Origin of the sequence: Dactylosporangium sp. NPDC049525 (genome assembly GCF_040676755.1) — a bacterium.
In the GTDB taxonomy this organism is placed as follows: Bacteria; Actinomycetota; Actinomycetes; order Mycobacteriales; family Micromonosporaceae; genus Dactylosporangium.
The window spans coordinates 102,711-117,522 of record NZ_JBFAPO010000003.1; the positions used below are offsets into that span (position 1 = coordinate 102,711).

The 14,812-nt window shown below is 72.3% G+C and carries 14 protein-coding genes and 1 pseudogene; 4 read left to right on the plus strand and 11 right to left on the minus strand.

The annotated features are described in order from the left end of the window. Positions 1 to 4 precede the first annotated feature (4 nt). Entirely contained in the window at positions 5 to 334 is a 330-nt protein-coding gene (locus AB0K00_RS07150) for a hypothetical protein (protein ID WP_363516702.1), read from the plus strand. Here AB0K00_RS07150 and AB0K00_RS07155 read toward each other — a convergent pair. Together AB0K00_RS07155 and AB0K00_RS07160 are read right to left on the minus strand one after the other, a co-directional pair. Beyond that, the gene (locus AB0K00_RS07155) at positions 298 to 2,070 is read right to left on the minus strand and encodes a CocE/NonD family hydrolase (protein ID WP_363516705.1); all 1,773 of its coding nucleotides are present in this window, start codon (positions 2,068 to 2,070) and stop codon (positions 298 to 300) included. The two genes, AB0K00_RS07150 and AB0K00_RS07155, sit on opposite strands and share 37 nt — an antisense overlap. Before the next feature lie 69 nt (positions 2,071 to 2,139). Further along, complete coding sequence (locus AB0K00_RS07160; RefSeq protein WP_363516708.1) at positions 2,140 to 3,042, minus strand: lytic transglycosylase domain-containing protein; 903 nt, start codon at positions 3,040 to 3,042, stop codon at positions 2,140 to 2,142. Positions 3,043 to 3,196: 154 nt separating this feature from the next. Between AB0K00_RS07160 and typA the strand changes: the two genes are divergently transcribed. Next, entirely contained in the window at positions 3,197 to 5,062 is a 1,866-nt protein-coding gene (gene typA, locus AB0K00_RS07165) for a translational GTPase TypA (protein ID WP_363516711.1), read from the plus strand. 35 nt (positions 5,063 to 5,097) lie between these two features. On the opposite strand, the gene AB0K00_RS07170 is transcribed toward typA, so the two are convergent. The 7 genes from AB0K00_RS07170 to pnuC form a co-directional block, all read right to left on the minus strand. After that, positions 5,098 to 6,015, minus strand: a complete 918-nt coding sequence (locus AB0K00_RS07170; protein WP_363516714.1) for an STM4011 family radical SAM protein — start codon at positions 6,013 to 6,015, stop codon at positions 5,098 to 5,100. After that, positions 6,012 to 7,364: an STM4012 family radical SAM protein gene (locus tag AB0K00_RS07175; protein WP_363516717.1), complete on the minus strand. Its 1,353-nt coding sequence runs from the start codon at positions 7,362 to 7,364 to the stop codon at positions 6,012 to 6,014. Before AB0K00_RS07175 ends, AB0K00_RS07170 begins: the two co-directional genes overlap by 4 nt. Further along, on the minus strand, positions 7,364 to 8,179 hold the full coding sequence (locus tag AB0K00_RS07180) for an STM4013/SEN3800 family hydrolase (protein ID WP_363516720.1): 816 nt from the start codon (positions 8,177 to 8,179) through the stop codon (positions 7,364 to 7,366). Before AB0K00_RS07180 ends, AB0K00_RS07175 begins: the two co-directional genes overlap by 1 nt. Continuing rightward, entirely contained in the window at positions 8,176 to 9,396 is a 1,221-nt protein-coding gene (locus tag AB0K00_RS07185) for an STM4014 family protein (protein WP_363516723.1), read from the minus strand. The genes AB0K00_RS07180 and AB0K00_RS07185 overlap by 4 nt, the downstream gene beginning before the upstream one ends. Continuing rightward, on the minus strand, positions 9,393 to 10,319 hold the full coding sequence (locus AB0K00_RS07190; RefSeq protein WP_363516726.1) for an STM4015 family protein: 927 nt from the start codon (positions 10,317 to 10,319) through the stop codon (positions 9,393 to 9,395). Before AB0K00_RS07190 ends, AB0K00_RS07185 begins: the two co-directional genes overlap by 4 nt. Before the next feature lie 88 nt (positions 10,320 to 10,407). Then, positions 10,408 to 11,475, minus strand: coding sequence for an AAA family ATPase (locus AB0K00_RS07195; protein WP_363516729.1), 1,068 nt, complete (start codon positions 11,473 to 11,475; stop codon positions 10,408 to 10,410). Then, positions 11,472 to 12,086, minus strand: coding sequence for a nicotinamide riboside transporter PnuC (gene pnuC / locus AB0K00_RS07200; protein WP_363516731.1), 615 nt, complete (start codon positions 12,084 to 12,086; stop codon positions 11,472 to 11,474). Before pnuC ends, AB0K00_RS07195 begins: the two co-directional genes overlap by 4 nt. Before the next feature lie 21 nt (positions 12,087 to 12,107). Here pnuC and AB0K00_RS07205 point away from each other — a divergent pair, with 21 nt between their 5' ends. Then, complete coding sequence (locus tag AB0K00_RS07205; protein WP_363516734.1) at positions 12,108 to 12,401, plus strand: antibiotic biosynthesis monooxygenase family protein; 294 nt, start codon at positions 12,108 to 12,110, stop codon at positions 12,399 to 12,401. A 4-nt stretch (positions 12,402 to 12,405) separates the two neighbouring features. Here the strand turns inward: AB0K00_RS07205 and AB0K00_RS07210 are convergent, their stop codons facing one another. Then, the gene (locus tag AB0K00_RS07210) at positions 12,406 to 13,434 is read right to left on the minus strand and encodes a hypothetical protein (RefSeq protein WP_363516737.1); all 1,029 of its coding nucleotides are present in this window, start codon (positions 13,432 to 13,434) and stop codon (positions 12,406 to 12,408) included. A gap of 138 nt (positions 13,435 to 13,572) precedes the next feature. Further along, complete coding sequence (locus AB0K00_RS07215) at positions 13,573 to 13,815, minus strand: hypothetical protein (RefSeq protein ID WP_363516740.1); 243 nt, start codon at positions 13,813 to 13,815, stop codon at positions 13,573 to 13,575. A 145-nt stretch (positions 13,816 to 13,960) separates the two neighbouring features. Between AB0K00_RS07215 and coaE the strand changes: the two are divergent. Further along, positions 13,961 to 14,530: pseudogene (coaE, locus tag AB0K00_RS07220) on the plus strand (dephospho-CoA kinase); the annotation flags it as partial. Positions 14,531 to 14,812: the final 282 nt, after the last annotated feature.

The window sequence follows — 14,812 nt, forward strand, 5'->3', positions numbered from 1 at the left end:
GCGCATGAGCTACTTGATCGCGTTCGCGTCGCGGCGGTTGGTGGAGGACGAGTCGCTGCTCCCCGGGTACGTGTACCACGACCCCGAGGACGCCACCCTGCCGGCCGCGCCCGACGGCCGCAAGGCCAGCGGGTGGAACCTGCTGGTCGGCGACGAGACCGACGAACAGCTCGCCGACGCGGGTGAGCTGCTGATGCCCGATCTGGAGTGGCTCGTCGAGCGCTACCCGGCGTTCGGCAAGATCGTCAGCGCCGGCTCCGAGGGGCGGCAGTTCGAGTGGGACGCCGAAGCCGGCACCTACACCGACGTCGGCCCGTCCACGTTCGAGGACTGAGCCACCGGCTCCGATTCTTGCGCCAGCTCTGATTCTGGCTCCGGTTCTGGTCGCAGTACCGGCAGGCTGATCGACGACGGCGTCAGGATCTCCTGCCGGACGGCGCGCAGCTCCAGTTCATGGCCGAGCGGCGCGCCCGTGCCCGGGTTCCGGGAGAAGCGCGGATGCGCTCCCCCGCTGACCTGCACCCGGATGCGTCGCCCCGCCGCGAACCGGTACGCGGTCGGCCACAGCTCCACCCGCACGGTCTGCCCCGCCGCGGCCGGCTCGCTCGCCGGGTCCGTGCCGGTCGCCGGGCCCGTTTCGGTCGCCGCCGCGCGGGCCAGGCCGTCGCAGATGTTCCATGACCGGTCCTGCTCGTCGACCTCGCACAGCCGGACGAACACGTCGAAGTACGGCACCAGATCACGGGTCGGGGGTGTCGACCCGTTCGGCCGCACGCAGGTCGCGTGGACGGTGATCTCGGCGGAGATCGGGCCAACCACCTCGAGGGGCTCGGTGAGCGGCTCCGACGTGAACGTCAGCACGTCGGGGCGCGCCTCCAGGGGGCGGTTGTCGCGCCGGCCGGAGATCTTGCCGATGAGCCGCGGCCCGCCCAGCGCCGGCGTCGGGTGTTTCGGGTCATACGTGAAGCCGTCGAGGCGTTCACCGCCGGGTGCCGGTGTCGTGCTGAGGGTGGCGTTCCGCCGCAGGTACCAGGGCTGCGTCTGGCTCGTGACGGGAGGCCACTCGGGCAGCTCTCGCCAGCCCGCGGTGCCGCCGACATGGACCCGGACGGGACGTTCACGGATGCGTTCCGGCCCGCCGGTGTGGGCGCGGAACCAGGCGACGGCCTCGGCCGCGGAGTGCTGGAACAGCCCGGCGCTGCCGTGGTGCCACGGGCCGACGGTCAGGTGCGGCTGGAGGCCCGCTGCCCGCAGCGCCGCGTAGTCGACCAGCTGCCACGGCAGGAAGATGTCATACCAGCCGCCGATCATGAGCACGGGAGCGGTGATCTTCGGCAGGCTGTGGGTGTGGCCGCGCTGGGTCCAGTAGGCGGAGGTCGGGTCGGCCTCGGCGAGCCACCGCTGGAAGAACTCGATTTCCGCGCCGGTGGTGATCCGGTCGGCCTCCGCCAGAGGTACCCGGGCCAGCCCGCGCTGCAGCCTCGGCTGGCCGCGCAGCAGCTCGACGGCGTTCTCCAGCCGCGGGCCGCGCTGGGCGTCGAGGATCGCCGACCAGGTGAGGACGGTGTCGAGGGAGAAGGCACCGCCGGCGTACGTCGGCGGGCCGAAGTCCGACGCGGTGACGATCGTGGCCATCGCCTTGAGCTCGTCGCCTGCCTCGGCGGCGAGGGCCCACTGCACGAAACCCACATAACTGGGGCCGTAGGTGAGGAGGCGGCCGTCGTACCACGGCTGCAGGCGCAACCAGTCGAGCGTGTCGAGGCCGTCCTCGCGCTCCTGCAGCAGCGGCTCGAAGGTGCCCCCGGAGTCGCCGGTCCCGCGGCAGGACTGGATGAGCACGTTGAAGCCGCGCTGCGCGACGGCCCGGCACAGCAGGCTGGTCGGCGCGCCCCTGCCGTACGGCGTGCGGACCAGCACCGTGGGCAGCTCGGCGTCCAGGGCCGGCCCGTAGTGGTCGGCGCGCAGGATCACACCGTCCCGCATACGGACCGGGATGCCCTTGGTGGTGCGGACCCGCCCGGTCAGCGCGGGCGGCAGCTTCAGCAGTCGGCCTACCGGGTCGAGCCTCATGCCGCCCTACGTTAGCCCCTGGCGTGTCTCCCGCTCTGTCTCCCGCTCTGGAGCCTTAGTGGCCGGCACTCAGTAGTTGGCGCAGCACCTGGTCATGAGCGCCCTGACGTTGTTCACGTAGGTCCAGTTGGTGATCCCGGCGTTACCCTTGGTGAGGTCGACCGCGCCCGCGCCGTTGTTGTACGCGGAGATCACCGCGTTGAGCAGCGTCGTGTCCTCGCCCATGACGTCGAAGGTGCCGAGCTGCTCGCCGAAGTAGCGGATCGCCCAGGCGAGATACTGCCCGCCGAGCATCACGTTGTCCTGCGGGGTCCCGATCTTCCAGGACGTGCCGAAGCGCTGGTTCATCCAGGTCTCGGTGTCGGGCATGATCTGCATGACGCCGACCCCGCCGTCGCAGGCGTAGATGTTGGACTGCCAGCCGCTCTCCTGCTCCGCGACGCCGTACAGGAGGCGCTTCGGCACCCGGATCGCCTGCACCTCGGCGGGGGTGGCGCTGCCCCAGAACTGCTTCACCGATGCCGCGTCGAGATACTCCCGGACCGTCGACTTCGGCAGCTGCGTGCCCTTGTACTCGGGCTGACAGCCGGGCTTCGTGCTGACCTTGGGCGGCGGCGGTGGCAGCGCCGTCTGCTTCGGCGGCGCGATCGACTTCTTCGCCGCGGGGGTCTTCGACGGCGTGGCGGACGGGGTCGGGCTCGGCGGCGCCGACGTGGTCTCCAGGACCACCTCCGTCGGCTCGACGCTCGGCTCCGCCGCGCTCCTGGACGGGCGTGACTCGACCGCCGTCGGCACCGTGTCGTGCCCCTTGAGCAGGACCGTGAGCCCGCCGACCGCGATCAGGCCGACCACGACCAGCGCGCCGACCAGGAAGATCAACCCCGCGCGGCGCCTGCGCGGCCGGTCCGCCCGGTCGTCGTCCCAGGGCTGCTCAGCGGTGTTGTCGTCGTCATAGAAGCTGCCGTAGCTCATCGATGCCTCCCCGTTCTGGCACGCTATCGCGGACGGCTGATGCCCGCTGTCCCCTAAGACGCCGGGGGCGCCGATTTCGATGGGCGGGGCGCGGAACGTCACATCGCGCACAGTGCGTGACGGCAACCTGAGTGCGCCTGGAACAATGGAGGTCATGCAGACCCGCGCAGACCTCCGCAACGTCGCCATCGTCGCCCACGTCGACCACGGCAAGACCACCCTTGTCGACGCGATGCTGCGCCAGAGCGGAGCGTTCCACGCGCGCGCGGAGCAGATCGACCGGGTCATGGACTCAGGGGACCTGGAGCGCGAGAAGGGCATCACCATTCTCGCCAAGAACACCGCCGTGCGCTACGTCCCCGCCGACGGTGGCGACCCGACCACGATCAACATCATTGACACCCCCGGCCACGCCGACTTCGGCGGCGAGGTGGAGCGCGGCCTGACCATGGTCGACGGCGTGATCCTGCTCGTCGACGCCAGCGAGGGCCCGCTGCCGCAGACCCGGTTCGTGCTGCGCAAGGCGCTGAAGGCCCGCCTGCCGATCATCCTGGTGATCAACAAGGTGGACCGGCCCGACGCCCGGATCAAGGAGGTCATCGACGAGACGTATGAGCTCTTCCTCGACCTCGACGCCGACGAGCACCAGATCGAGTTCCCGATCGTCTACGCCTGCGCCCGCGACGGCGTCGCCTCGCTGAGCCAGCCGGAGGACGGCACCGTCCCCACCGACAGCGACAGCCTGCAGCCGCTGTTCCAGACGCTGCTGGGCACGATCCCGGCCCCGTCCTACACCGAGGGCGCGCCGCTGCAGGCGCACGTCACCAACCTCGACGCGTCGCCGTTCCTCGGCCGGCTCGCCCTGTGCCGCGTCCGCGAGGGCCGCATCCGCAAGGGTCAGACCGTCGCCTGGATCCGCATCGACGGCACCGTGCAGAACGTGCGGATCTCCGAGCTGCTGATGACCCAGGGCCTGGAGCGCAAGCCCGCCGAGGAGGCCGGGCAGGGCGACATCATCGCCCTCGCCGGCATCCCCGACATCATGATCGGCGAGACCCTCGCCGACGCGGAGAACCCGATCGCGCTGCCACTCATCACCGTGGACGAGCCCGCGATCTCGATGACCATCGGCACCAACCAGTCGCCCCTCGCGGGCAAGGTCAAGGGCACGAAGGTCACCGCGCGCCTGGTCAAGGACCGGCTCGACCGCGAGATGGTCGGCAACGTGTCGCTGCGGATCCTGGCCACCGAGCGCCCCGACACCTGGGAGGTCCAGGGCCGTGGTGAGCTGGCCCTGGCCATCCTCGTGGAGCAGATGCGCCGCGAGGGCTACGAGCTGACCGTCGGCAAGCCGCAGGTCGTCACCCGCGAGGTCGACGGCAAGGTGCACGAGCCGGTCGAGCGGCTCACCATCGACTCGCCCGAGGAGTATCTCGGCGCGATCACCCAGCTCCTCGCCACCCGCAAGGGCCGCATGGAGCAGATGGTCAACCACGGCACCGGCTGGATCCGGATGGAGTGGCTGGTCCCGGCCCGCGGCCTCATCGGGTTCCGGACCGAGTTCCTCACCGACACCCGCGGCACCGGCATCCTGCACCACGTCTTCGAGAAGTACGAGCCGTGGTTCGGCGAGCTGCGCATGCGCGCCACCGGCTCCCTGGTCGCCGACCGGGCCGGCGTCGCGACCCCGTTCGCGATGATGAACCTGCAGGAGCGCGGTTCGATGTTCATCGAGCCCACCACCGAGGTGTACGAGGGCATGATCGTCGGCGAGAACTCGCGCGCCGACGACATGGACGTCAACATCACCAAGGAGAAGAAGCTCACCAACATGCGCTCCTCCGCCTCCGACGAGACGGAGAAGCTGATCCCGCCGCGCAAGCTCACCCTGGAGCAGGCGCTCGAGTTCTGCCGCGAGGACGAGTGCGTCGAGGTCACCCCGACCGCAGTCCGCATCCGCAAGGTCATGCTCGACCAGAAGGACCGCGAGCGCTCCGCCCGGAAGCGTTCGCACGCCTGATCTGCTGATCAACATCTGCTGATCAACGGGGGCCGCTACGCGGCCCCCGTTGCCGTCTCCCGCAGCGCGGCCGGCGTCTCCTTGAGCGCGGCTGCCGGCACGGACCACAGCGGCAGCTCGTGCGGGACGCGTTCCAGCACGCCGCCGGCGAACACGTCATACAGCGGCAGTGTCCGCAGGTGCACGTAGCCGATGTGGCAGTCGCACTCCTCCTTCGGGCACGGTCGCGTGGTCGGCCGCCAGGTCCCGTCGTACAGGTTGCCGAGCGGCTCGGGCACGAAGTGGCAGCGGCGGACCGTGCCGTCGCCGAGGACGGAGATCACCTCGTCGCCGGTCCGGCAGGCCCGCCCCAGCGACCGGTGCGGCCGGACGCTGTAGCCGAACAGCGGGTCGATCGCCGTCCACGCCTCCTCCTCCGCCGGCGTGTACGTGTGGCCGTCGGCGGCGTTGACCCACAGGTACACGTCGCGGGGCAATGCCGAGCGCAGCGCGACGGCGGCGGCGAGGTGCTCGGGCAGGCCGACGACGCCGACCGAATGCCGGATCCCGTGCCGGTGCAGGGTCGCCGACTGCCGCAGGAACCGCTCCAGGCCGACCTGCCCCGGGTGGAACGTGCACCACAGCGCCAGGGTGTCCGGGTCCGCCTCGGTGACCCAGTCGAGCCGGCCGGCGAGGTTCGTCTGGATCGCGGCGCGCCCGACGTGCGGCAGGTGCGAGAGGCGGATGAGCGCCGCCCGGTACCAGGACCGGGTCAGCCCCTCACCCCACGGCGTGAACAGCACCTCGACCGGCTCGCCGCCGGGTGGCTCGTGTGCCGCGACCCAGCCGACGAACCGTTCGAGCGCGGCCCGGTCGGCGCGCAACAGGTCGGGCGGGTCGCGCCGCTTCGCGAACGGGCAGTACGCGCAGTCGTAGTTGCAGCTGGCCAGCGGGCCGCGGTAGAGGATCCTCACCGCGGCACGTGCCCGGCCATGGCGGCGCGGACGCCGTCGGAGATGAGCCACGGCCCGATCGCGTCGGAGTGCGCGAGCCCCTCCGCCGTGAGCCGGTGCCCGTCGAGGTGGCCGGTCTCGCGGAGCAGGCGCAGCGCCGGGAAGTCGTCGTCGACGCCGGTGCCGAAGCGCGCCAGGTAGTCGCCGGGCGCGATCCCGGGCGCCCGCAGCAGCGACTTGAGCAGCCAGCGGCGGCGCTGCTCGGTGCCGTCGAGGGCGAACCCGACCTCGGCGACGTCGAAGTCCTCCGCCGGCCGGGCCAGATAGTCGTCGAGGATGCCCCGCACCTGCCGGACGCTCACCGCATAGTCGAACGAGTAGTGCAGCCTCGACGTGTACGACCTGGCCCCGCACCCCAGCCCGACCATCCCGTCGTCCTGGCAGCAGTAGCCGGGAACGGCGGTGGCACCGCCGGCAGTGGCACCGCCGGCGGGGTCGGCAGTGGCGGCGCCGGTCGGCGGCGCGTCCCGGCGGCGGAATGCGCGCATCGACTGCTGCTCATAGCCGGCGGCGGCGAGCAGGTCGACGGCGTGCCGGTAGAGGGCGAGGCGCTGCGCGTCCCACTCGGGGTCGGGGGTGCCGGGTGCCCGCCGGCCGAGGCCGGTCATCGGGCGGACGTAGAGCGGGTACAGGTACAGCTCCTCGGGCCGCCAGGTCAGGGCGGTGTGCAGCGAACCCGTCCAGGTGTCGACGGTCTGGCCGGGGATGCCGTAGATGAGGTCGATGTTGAGCTCGACCGGGCCGGCGGCTCGGATCGTGTCGAGGGCCCGGTCGACCTCGGCGCGGTGCTGCGGCCGGCCGGCGGCGTGCGCCTCGGCGTCCAGGAAGCTCTGCACCCCGATGCTGACCCTGCTCGTGCCGCGGTCGAGCAGCACCGCGAGCCGGTCGGCGGTCGCGGTCGCCGGTGACGTCTCCACCGACGTCGGCACGGCCCGCAGGTCCGCGCCGGTGGCTCGCTCGACGGTGTCGAAGAGCCGGGTCAGCTCGGCCGCGGTCAGATACGTCGGGGTCCCGCCGCCGATCGCGGCCCGGGCGTAGGTCGCGGCGGGCACCGCGGCGGCGACCCGGTCCGCCTGCCGCCGCAGCTGGTCGAGGTAGGCGGTGACCTGCTCGGCGGGCGGATTGGCGCGGGTGAAGAGGTTGCAGAACCCGCACCGCATCTCACAGAACGGCACGTGGACGTAGAGGAACAGCGCGTCCGTCGGCTCGCCCGCCCACACGTCGGCGAGCCGCGGCCGGGGGCGCAGCGGCCGGTACGCGGTCTTGTGCGGATACGCATACAGGTAACCCTGGTAGGGAGAGCCGAGCATCACCACTCCCCTGGTTCGAGGGTGAACTCGGCATACGGCACGGTCCACACGACCTCGTGCGCGAGGCGGTGCCCGGTGTGCCCGTCCTCGCCGTAGGCGGTGCCGTGGTCGCTGCACATGATCACGTGGCAGGGCCGGCCGCGGGACGTGACGAGGCCGAACAGCGCCGGCAGGTGCCGGTCGACATACGCCAGGGCCGCACCGTGTGACGCGACCGTGTCCTGCGCCGCGCCGGGCAGGTAGTGCCGGTTGGGCTGGTGCATGGCGGCGACGTTGACGAACGTGAACAGCGGCCCGTCGCTGTGCTTGTCGTGCTTGCCTTCGTGGATCACGGTCTTGAGCCGGTCGAGTTGCGCCTCGAAGCAGGCCGGGTTGGTCACGCCGAACTCGGGGGTCCAGTGCGCCTCGTCGAACAGGCCGGGCAGCACCGCGCCCTGCGCCGACGTCATCGCGAAGAAGCCGACCCCGCCGATGCAGACCGTGTGATAGCCGGCCGCGCGCAGCCCGGTGACGACGTTGGCGGCGTCGAACTCCCAGGTGTCCTCCCCGACGGTGGTGCTGCCCGGGAACCTGGCCGCGAACGGCCGCTGGTGCGGACCCGGCGTCACCGGCGTCGGCAGGAACCCGCCGAAGAACGCGTGGTGCGCCGCATACGTGAACGACGCCGGCGTATGCCGCCGCTGCCACACCCCACCGGGGAGCACCCTCGCAAGGTTGGGGGTGCGTCCGGCCGCGAGCTGCCCGGCGGCGACGTCGTGGCGCAGCGTGTCGAGGGTGACGAAGAGCAGGTCGTGGCTGCCGACGAGCGCCTTCACGGGGCACCGGCCAGCACGCCGGGGCGGGTGGCCGCCGGTGGTGCCGTGAACCGGCCCGACAGCAGCGCGTCGAGCTCCGCCGCGTAGGTGTCGCGACCGTTGACGAGCAGCCCTGGCAGCAGGTCGCCGAAGGCGTTGACCTCGGCGACCGCGTGGGTGCCGTAGTCCCGGCCGAACATCAGGTCCACGCCGACGTGCAGGCTGCCGGGGAAGCAGGCGGCGGCCGCCTCGCAGGTGCGCATCGCGGCGGCCCAGCGCTCCTCACCGACGGCGGCCCGGACGCCGGGCAGGTCGCCGCGGGCGTTGCCGAGGTGCAGGTTGGTCATCGGTGACCGGCCGGTGCGCACGACGACGTGGCTGACGCGGCCGGCGACGACGAGCACCCGCAGGTCGAACACGAGCCCGTCATGGGACGCCTTCGGCAGCCAGCGCTCAACGTGCAGACCGCCGGCGGCGGGCAGGCTGTCGGCGGCGAGCCGGTCGATGATCGCGGCGACGGTCCGCTCGTCGGTGTAGTGGCGGACCCGCAGCTCGTTGTACAGCCGGTCGCCGTCGAGCACCGCGGACGTGTAGGCGCTGACCCGGCGGACCCCACCCGCCCGGTCCTCCCCCCGCGCCCCACCGAACGCGAGCGCGACGACCCCCGACGCCGACGACCCGTGCGGCGGCTTGACGAACACCCGCCGCCAGCCCTGTTTGCCGTCCTGCTGCCCGCCCTGCTGCCGGCTTCTGTCCCGGATCTCCTGGTAGCTGCCCGCGGTGAACGCCTCGGGCACGGCCACGCCCCGGGACCGCAACAGCGCGTGGCAGCGACGTTTGTCGAACATGACGTCGAGCTCGTCCACCGCGGTCAGCAGCGGCACCCCACGGGCCTCGACCCGGCGGGCCGCGGCAACGAGACCGCGGTGCCAGGCGGCGAGCCCGACGATCTCACCGTGCGCGGCGCGCGTGGGCGCGCCCCGCAGCAGCCGGTCGGTCTCCGCGTCCTCACCCGGCGACTCCAACCGCACCCAGACCGGCCCATCGCCCGTCCACGCTGCGCCATCCAGAATGCGGTCGCTGCCCGGAATGCGGTCGCCGCCCAGGGCGAAGTCGCCGGCGCACACGTCGCGCCAGCTCACCACGGTCGGCTCGGGCAGGCCCGCGGCGACGGCCGCGTCCCGGAACAGCCGGACGCGCCGATGGCCGGGAACGCCGACGACGGTGACGGCGGTCATTCCGACACTGCCGTGTAGCGCTCGCCGTCGTCCTCCTCCTGCTGGTCGGACAGGTCGACGTCGACGCCGGGCAGTTCGGCCCGGAGCCGGTCGGCCAGCTCGGCCGAGATGAAGTGGTGGGACAGGTCGAGCCGGCGCAGGTGGGTCAGCGGCTGGCCGAGCAGCAGCGCCTCGGCGCCCCGGTCGGACAGGATGCCCAGCGACAGGTCGAGTGCTTCCAGGCGCGGCACGACCGGCGCGCCGGCGAGCGCGGCCGCGACCTGGTCGGCGATCTCCGCGTTGCGCAGCGCGAGCCGGCGCAGCTGGGGCAGGCCCGTGCCGCTGAACACCGGCGCCAGGTCCTCCACGGTGACGTCGCCGCCATACTGGCTGACGCCGAGCCACAGCTCCAGATCGGTCAGGGCCGGCAGGTGCGAGTCGGTGATGCCGCGCACCACGCCGGCGGGCAGCCCACCGCTCTCCACCGCCAGTTCACGCAGGCGCATGTGCCGCACCGGGGACAGCTGCAGCCCTTCGGCGCCGCGGATGCGCAGGATCTCCAGCCCCGGGAACGCGGCGAGCAGCGGCGCCACGTCGGTGTGGTTGATCCAGGAGATCTCGCATTCCTCGCCGGTCATCTCACCGAGGAACAGCGCCCGCAGGTGCGGCAGCCGCGCGCGGGCGGCGACGAGCAGGTGCAGCGGCGGTGGCGTGTCATACGCCTCGCCCCACTCGCCGATGACGAGCGCCTGGACGGACTCGCCGCCGACGACGTCTAGGCACCGGTCGAGGAGGACCCGGAACGCCTCCTCGGTGTCCTCGTAGTCCGCCGAGATCCGCCAGGCGACGGCGCTGCGCGGGGTCCCCTCGACGTCCAGCTTGTCGACGATGCCGGGCTCGAACTCGATCACCGGAAGCCCGGCAAACGTCGTGATGTGCCTCATGCGCCGGACCTTAACAGGACCCACCGACAATTCCGGGGGCCCGCCCGGGCACTGAACCAGCCCCCGAAACGGGCGCCCGGGCCAGCGGTCAGCGCGGCAGTTGCGGCGCGGCGAACCGCCAGCCCCGCACCAGCAGATCGTCGCAGGCCGCGAGCGCGGTGCGCAGTCTCGTCCGGTACGTCCCGGTCAGCTCGATCCACGGCACCCGGCCGGCCGCGAGCTCGGTCCGGAACCGCCCGGTCATCCATCCGCGCAGATGTTCGCCGTCGCGCATCCCGTCGTCCTCGAACGGCACGCCGTCGTCGGAGGTCAGCAGGTACAGGGCCGGCTCGCGGGCGGCGGCACGGACCTGCGGCGAGGTGGAGCCGAGGTACCGCTCCTCCCAGATCGCCGTGGCGAACGCGTCGGTGTCGCAGATCAGCAGCGGCCCACCGGCCCGCGCCGCGGCGTCCTCGGCGGCGTTCTGCTCCCGCACGACGGTCAGGAAGTCCCCACGGTCCCAGACGAGGTCCTCGACCTTGACACTGCCGCCCGGCCCGGCGGCCATCTTCAGTTCCGTCAAGGTCCGGCCGTACTCGGGCACCCACCGCGTGCCGGCGAATGCTCCGCCGCGCAGCCGGAACTGGGCCGCGAGGGCGCGCGCCAGGGTGGTGGTGCCGGTCGACTCGGCGCCGACGACGACCACCCGGCGGGCCAGCCAGGCGCGTACCGGCGGCGCCAGGAACGCCCAGTTCGCCACGGGATCCGCGCGCACCGCCGTGCCCGAGACCGGCACACCGACCCGGCCAGGGTCGACCGCCACATGCCGGGCGTCGAAACGGCGGGCGAGCTCATCCCCGTACACCTCGGAGGAAAAGACCACGTCCACCTGCGACGGGCCGACGGCCCCGCGGAAGACCTCGTAATGCGCCTGCCAGAGGTCGGGGTCGTTGTAGTCGATGGGCAGGTCGCAGTAGACGCCGGCGAAACGCACGTGCGGGCTGGCCGAGTGCACCTCACGCAGCCAGGCGAGGCGGGTCTCGAGGGGGATGGACTCCGCACTGGACGGCGCGACGACGACGGTGACCCGGTCGCAGGCGCGGGCCGCGGTGTCGATGAGGTGGTGGTGTCCGGCGTGCGGCGGATAGAACTTGCCGACGACGAGGCCGTGCGTCACGCCGGCACCGGATGCGGGCTCGGGGCCAGCGCCTCCCGCCAGGCGCGCAGGCCCAGGACGCAGAGGGCGAGGAAGGCGAGGTACAGCACCGCGGTGAGCCACAGGTCCTTGTATCCGTAGAGCGGCACGTACACGACGTCGACGGCGATCCACAGCCACCAGCTCTCCACCAGGCGGCGGGTCTGGCCGTAGGTCGCGAGCAGCGAGACGGCGGTCGTCGCGGCGTCCGGCAGCGGCACGGTGGAGGTGGTGAACCGGTCGAGGTACCACCAAAGAATCACGGTGAGCAACATTCCGGCGACGGCGAGTGCACCCCACTCGACGCGGCTCGTGCGTCGCACTACCGTCGAGGCACCCGGACGCCACCGCCACCAGCCGTAGGCGCCGAGCACCACATAGACCACCTGAAGCCAGGCGTCGCCGTAGAGGCCGACGTGCCAGAACACGACCATGAGCAGCAGCACGTTCGCGATGCCGACGGGCCAGTTCGCGATGTGCTGCCGCACGACCAGCCAGACCGTGACCAGACCGGTCAGGAAACCCAGCAGCTCCGCCCAGGTGGTCGGGGCACCGAAAGCATGGAAGGCAGCGGAGGTGAGCCAGTCGAGCACGATGTCCTCTACCCTTTCCGGATGGTCTTGGAAGTTGCGCTCATCGACGTGCTCGCCAGTCGCGAGGAAGAGTTCTCCGCCGCGTACCGCAAGGGACACACCCTGCTCGCGACCACCCCCGGCTGCCGGTCGGTGCGCATGACGCGCGGCGTCGAGTCACCGACCCGGTTCGTGCTGCTGGTCGAGTGGGACTCGGTCGACGCGCACCTGGACAACTTCCGCGCCACCGACCGGTTCACGCAGTGGCGCGCGCTGCTCGGCCCGTTCTTCGACGGCGCGCCGACGGTCGAGCACTTCGCCGACGTGCCGGCCTGAGCGGTCAGTCGCCGGTCTTCTTCCACACCGTGAAATCGAGATACGTGGTGTAGAGCTGGCCGCTGATCACGGCGTCGCCGGACCGCGGGCTGAACCAGCCGAAGCGCTGCTCGCCGGTGCGGACGCAGACCTTCGCGGTGGGCAGCAGCGCGGTGAGCAGGACCCGGTCGGTCCACTGCGCGGCCGGGACCGCGGAGCAGGCGGCGAGCGTCGGCGCCTGCAGGACAGGGGCGAAGGCCGCACCGCCCACCGCGGTCAGGCCGAGCGCGCCCGCGGCCGCGTCGGCGCCGGCCGCCTGCTTGGCGCCGCTGTCGAAGTCGAAGGTCTCGTCCGGCTGCCCGGCCAGGACCGTCATGCGGACGGTGCCGGCCCGCAGCACGTCGGTGACCGCGCCCTGCGGGACCGCGCTGGTCACCACGGTGCTCGGGTCGGGGGTGCCGCTGCCGCCCGGCACCGGCGATCCGCTGGCGTCGAGGCTCGGGGTCACGCTGCCGCCCACGCCGGTGGCGGCGGCGGTGGTGACGGTGGTCCCGCCGGCGGTGGTCGCCGCCGGTCCGGTCACGGCGCGGTTCTCCCCGACCGGCTCCTCGGTGCCGTCGCCGGAGTTGCGGGTGGCCAGGACGCCGCCGACGGCCGCGACGATGAGCACGATCAGGCCGATGACCAGCACGGCGATCCGCCGGCGACGGTGCCGTGGGTCCCGGGGCGGTTCGACGTCGGCGTGCTCGGTCGTCTCATGCCTGACCTGTTGTCCGGATTGCTGCGGTACCTGATGTGCCCCGCCCTGCCCCGAACCCTGGGCCGTGGTGTTCTGGGCCGTGGTGTTCTGGGCCGTGGTGTTCTGGGGCTGCGACTGCGGGGTCGATTGGCGGGGGACGATCGCATACGCCGACGTCGGCCAGCCGGAGCCGCCGTCGAGCGGCGAGTCCGACATCCAGCCACGCCGGCTGCCGGGCCGCGGTGGCGACCCGTTGACCTGGTCGTGGCCCGGCTCCGTCGGTGGATCCTGCCGTGGGGGGTGTCCCGGCTCCATGCAGCGTGTCCTTCTGGTCTGGCGTCGGTGCAGTTCGTGCACTTGCGCACGGCACTCGTGCACTCGCCCGGCAGAGTATCGCTGACAGCCCGCGCCTCGCGCCACGGCTGATGGCTCAGCCTTTGGGTGCCTGCCTGGTCAACGGGCCAGCATCTGCACGACCGCGGTGGCGCCCGACGCCGTGTACCAGCCGCTGACGGCGAGCATCGCGAGCACCGCGGCGGCGGCGAAGATGCCGGCGGCCTCGGTCGTCGACCGGCGCACCGACCGTCCGCGGCGGTGCCGTGGGCGGCGCTCGGTGACCTCGGCGGCCGCCAGGATCATGGTGATGTCACGGCGCCCGAGGCCCGGCCGGCCGATGCAGTGTCGCCCCTGTGTCATGTTCGCCCCGTTATGTTCGCCCACGAGGAGTCTTCCCCGAGACGGACGGTATCTCCATAATTGCCGCTTTCCGCGCTTACACGCCGGGAGGTCACCTGTCCGGGCCCACGTCGGCTCGCCGGCGCCGCAATGGTGTGATGGCGCGATGAGGATGGTGGGACTGACCGGCGGCATCGGGGCCGGCAAGAGTGCCGTGGCGGCCCGGCTGGCCGCGCTCGGCGCCGTGATCATCGACGCGGACCGGCTGGCCCGCGAGGTCGTCGAGCCGGGCACGCCGGGCCTCGCCGCGGTCGTCGAGGCGTTCGGCGACGGCGTGCTCACCGCCGACGGCGCGCTCGACCGTGCCGCGATGGCGGAGAGGGTTTTCGGCGACGACGCCGCCCGCGCCACCCTCGAGGGCATCGTGCACCCCCTGGTCCGGGCGCGCACCGCCGAGCTGATCGCGGCCGCGCCCGACGATGCCGTGGTGGTCAACGACGTGCCGCTGATCGTCGAGAAGCAGATGTCCCGCCTGTACGAGACGGTGGTCGTCGTCTTCGCCTCCCTCCCGACGCGGCTGGACCGCCTGGTGCGGCTGCGCGGGATGACGCCGCAGGAGGCAAGGGCGAGGATCGCCGCGCAGGCCACCGACGAGCAGCGGCGGGAGGTCGCGGACGTCGCCATCGTCAACGACGGCTCGCCGGAGGACCTCGACGAGGCGGTCACGGCGGCCTGGCCGGCGATCGCCGGCACTGCTTCGTCCTGACGTTGCGGACAAAGGGGCGCTCGCGGCGGCCGGACGCGCGTGACGCGCGATCCCACCACGGTGCGCTCGCCGGCCGTGACGGGCCGGGGCAGCAACCTGGCGCCGGGAGGACCGACCGTGTGGTGGTCGGCCTGCTCTCCGGATCGGCCGCCGCGAGCGGCCTACGGGTCTACGGTAGCCCGGTGATCTTCCCCACACAATCGTCATGTTGAATACGATCAACCACCCAGTGCGAGGAACCCGAAAGTTGTC

Bases quoted from the DNA above. Each gene is read 5' to 3' on its own strand.
- AB0K00_RS07150 (WP_363516702.1), top strand. From the start codon at position 5: ATGAGCTACTTGATCGCGTTCGCGTCGCGGCGGTTGGTGGAGGACGAG.
- AB0K00_RS07155 (WP_363516705.1), bottom strand. From the start codon at position 2,070: ATGAGGCTCGACCCGGTAGGCCGACTGCTGAAGCTGCCGCCCGCGCTG.
- AB0K00_RS07160 (WP_363516708.1), bottom strand. From the start codon at position 3,042: ATGAGCTACGGCAGCTTCTATGACGACGACAACACCGCTGAGCAGCCC.
- typA (WP_363516711.1), top strand. From the start codon at position 3,197: ATGCAGACCCGCGCAGACCTCCGCAACGTCGCCATCGTCGCCCACGTC.
- AB0K00_RS07175 (WP_363516717.1), bottom strand. From the start codon at position 7,364: ATGCTCGGCTCTCCCTACCAGGGTTACCTGTATGCGTATCCGCACAAG.
- AB0K00_RS07185 (WP_363516723.1), bottom strand. From the start codon at position 9,396: ATGACCGCCGTCACCGTCGTCGGCGTTCCCGGCCATCGGCGCGTCCGG.
- AB0K00_RS07190 (WP_363516726.1), bottom strand. From the start codon at position 10,319: ATGAGGCACATCACGACGTTTGCCGGGCTTCCGGTGATCGAGTTCGAG.
- AB0K00_RS07205 (WP_363516734.1), top strand. From the start codon at position 12,108: ATGGTCTTGGAAGTTGCGCTCATCGACGTGCTCGCCAGTCGCGAGGAA.
- AB0K00_RS07210 (WP_363516737.1), bottom strand. From the start codon at position 13,434: ATGGAGCCGGGACACCCCCCACGGCAGGATCCACCGACGGAGCCGGGC.
- AB0K00_RS07215 (WP_363516740.1), bottom strand. From the start codon at position 13,815: ATGACACAGGGGCGACACTGCATCGGCCGGCCGGGCCTCGGGCGCCGT.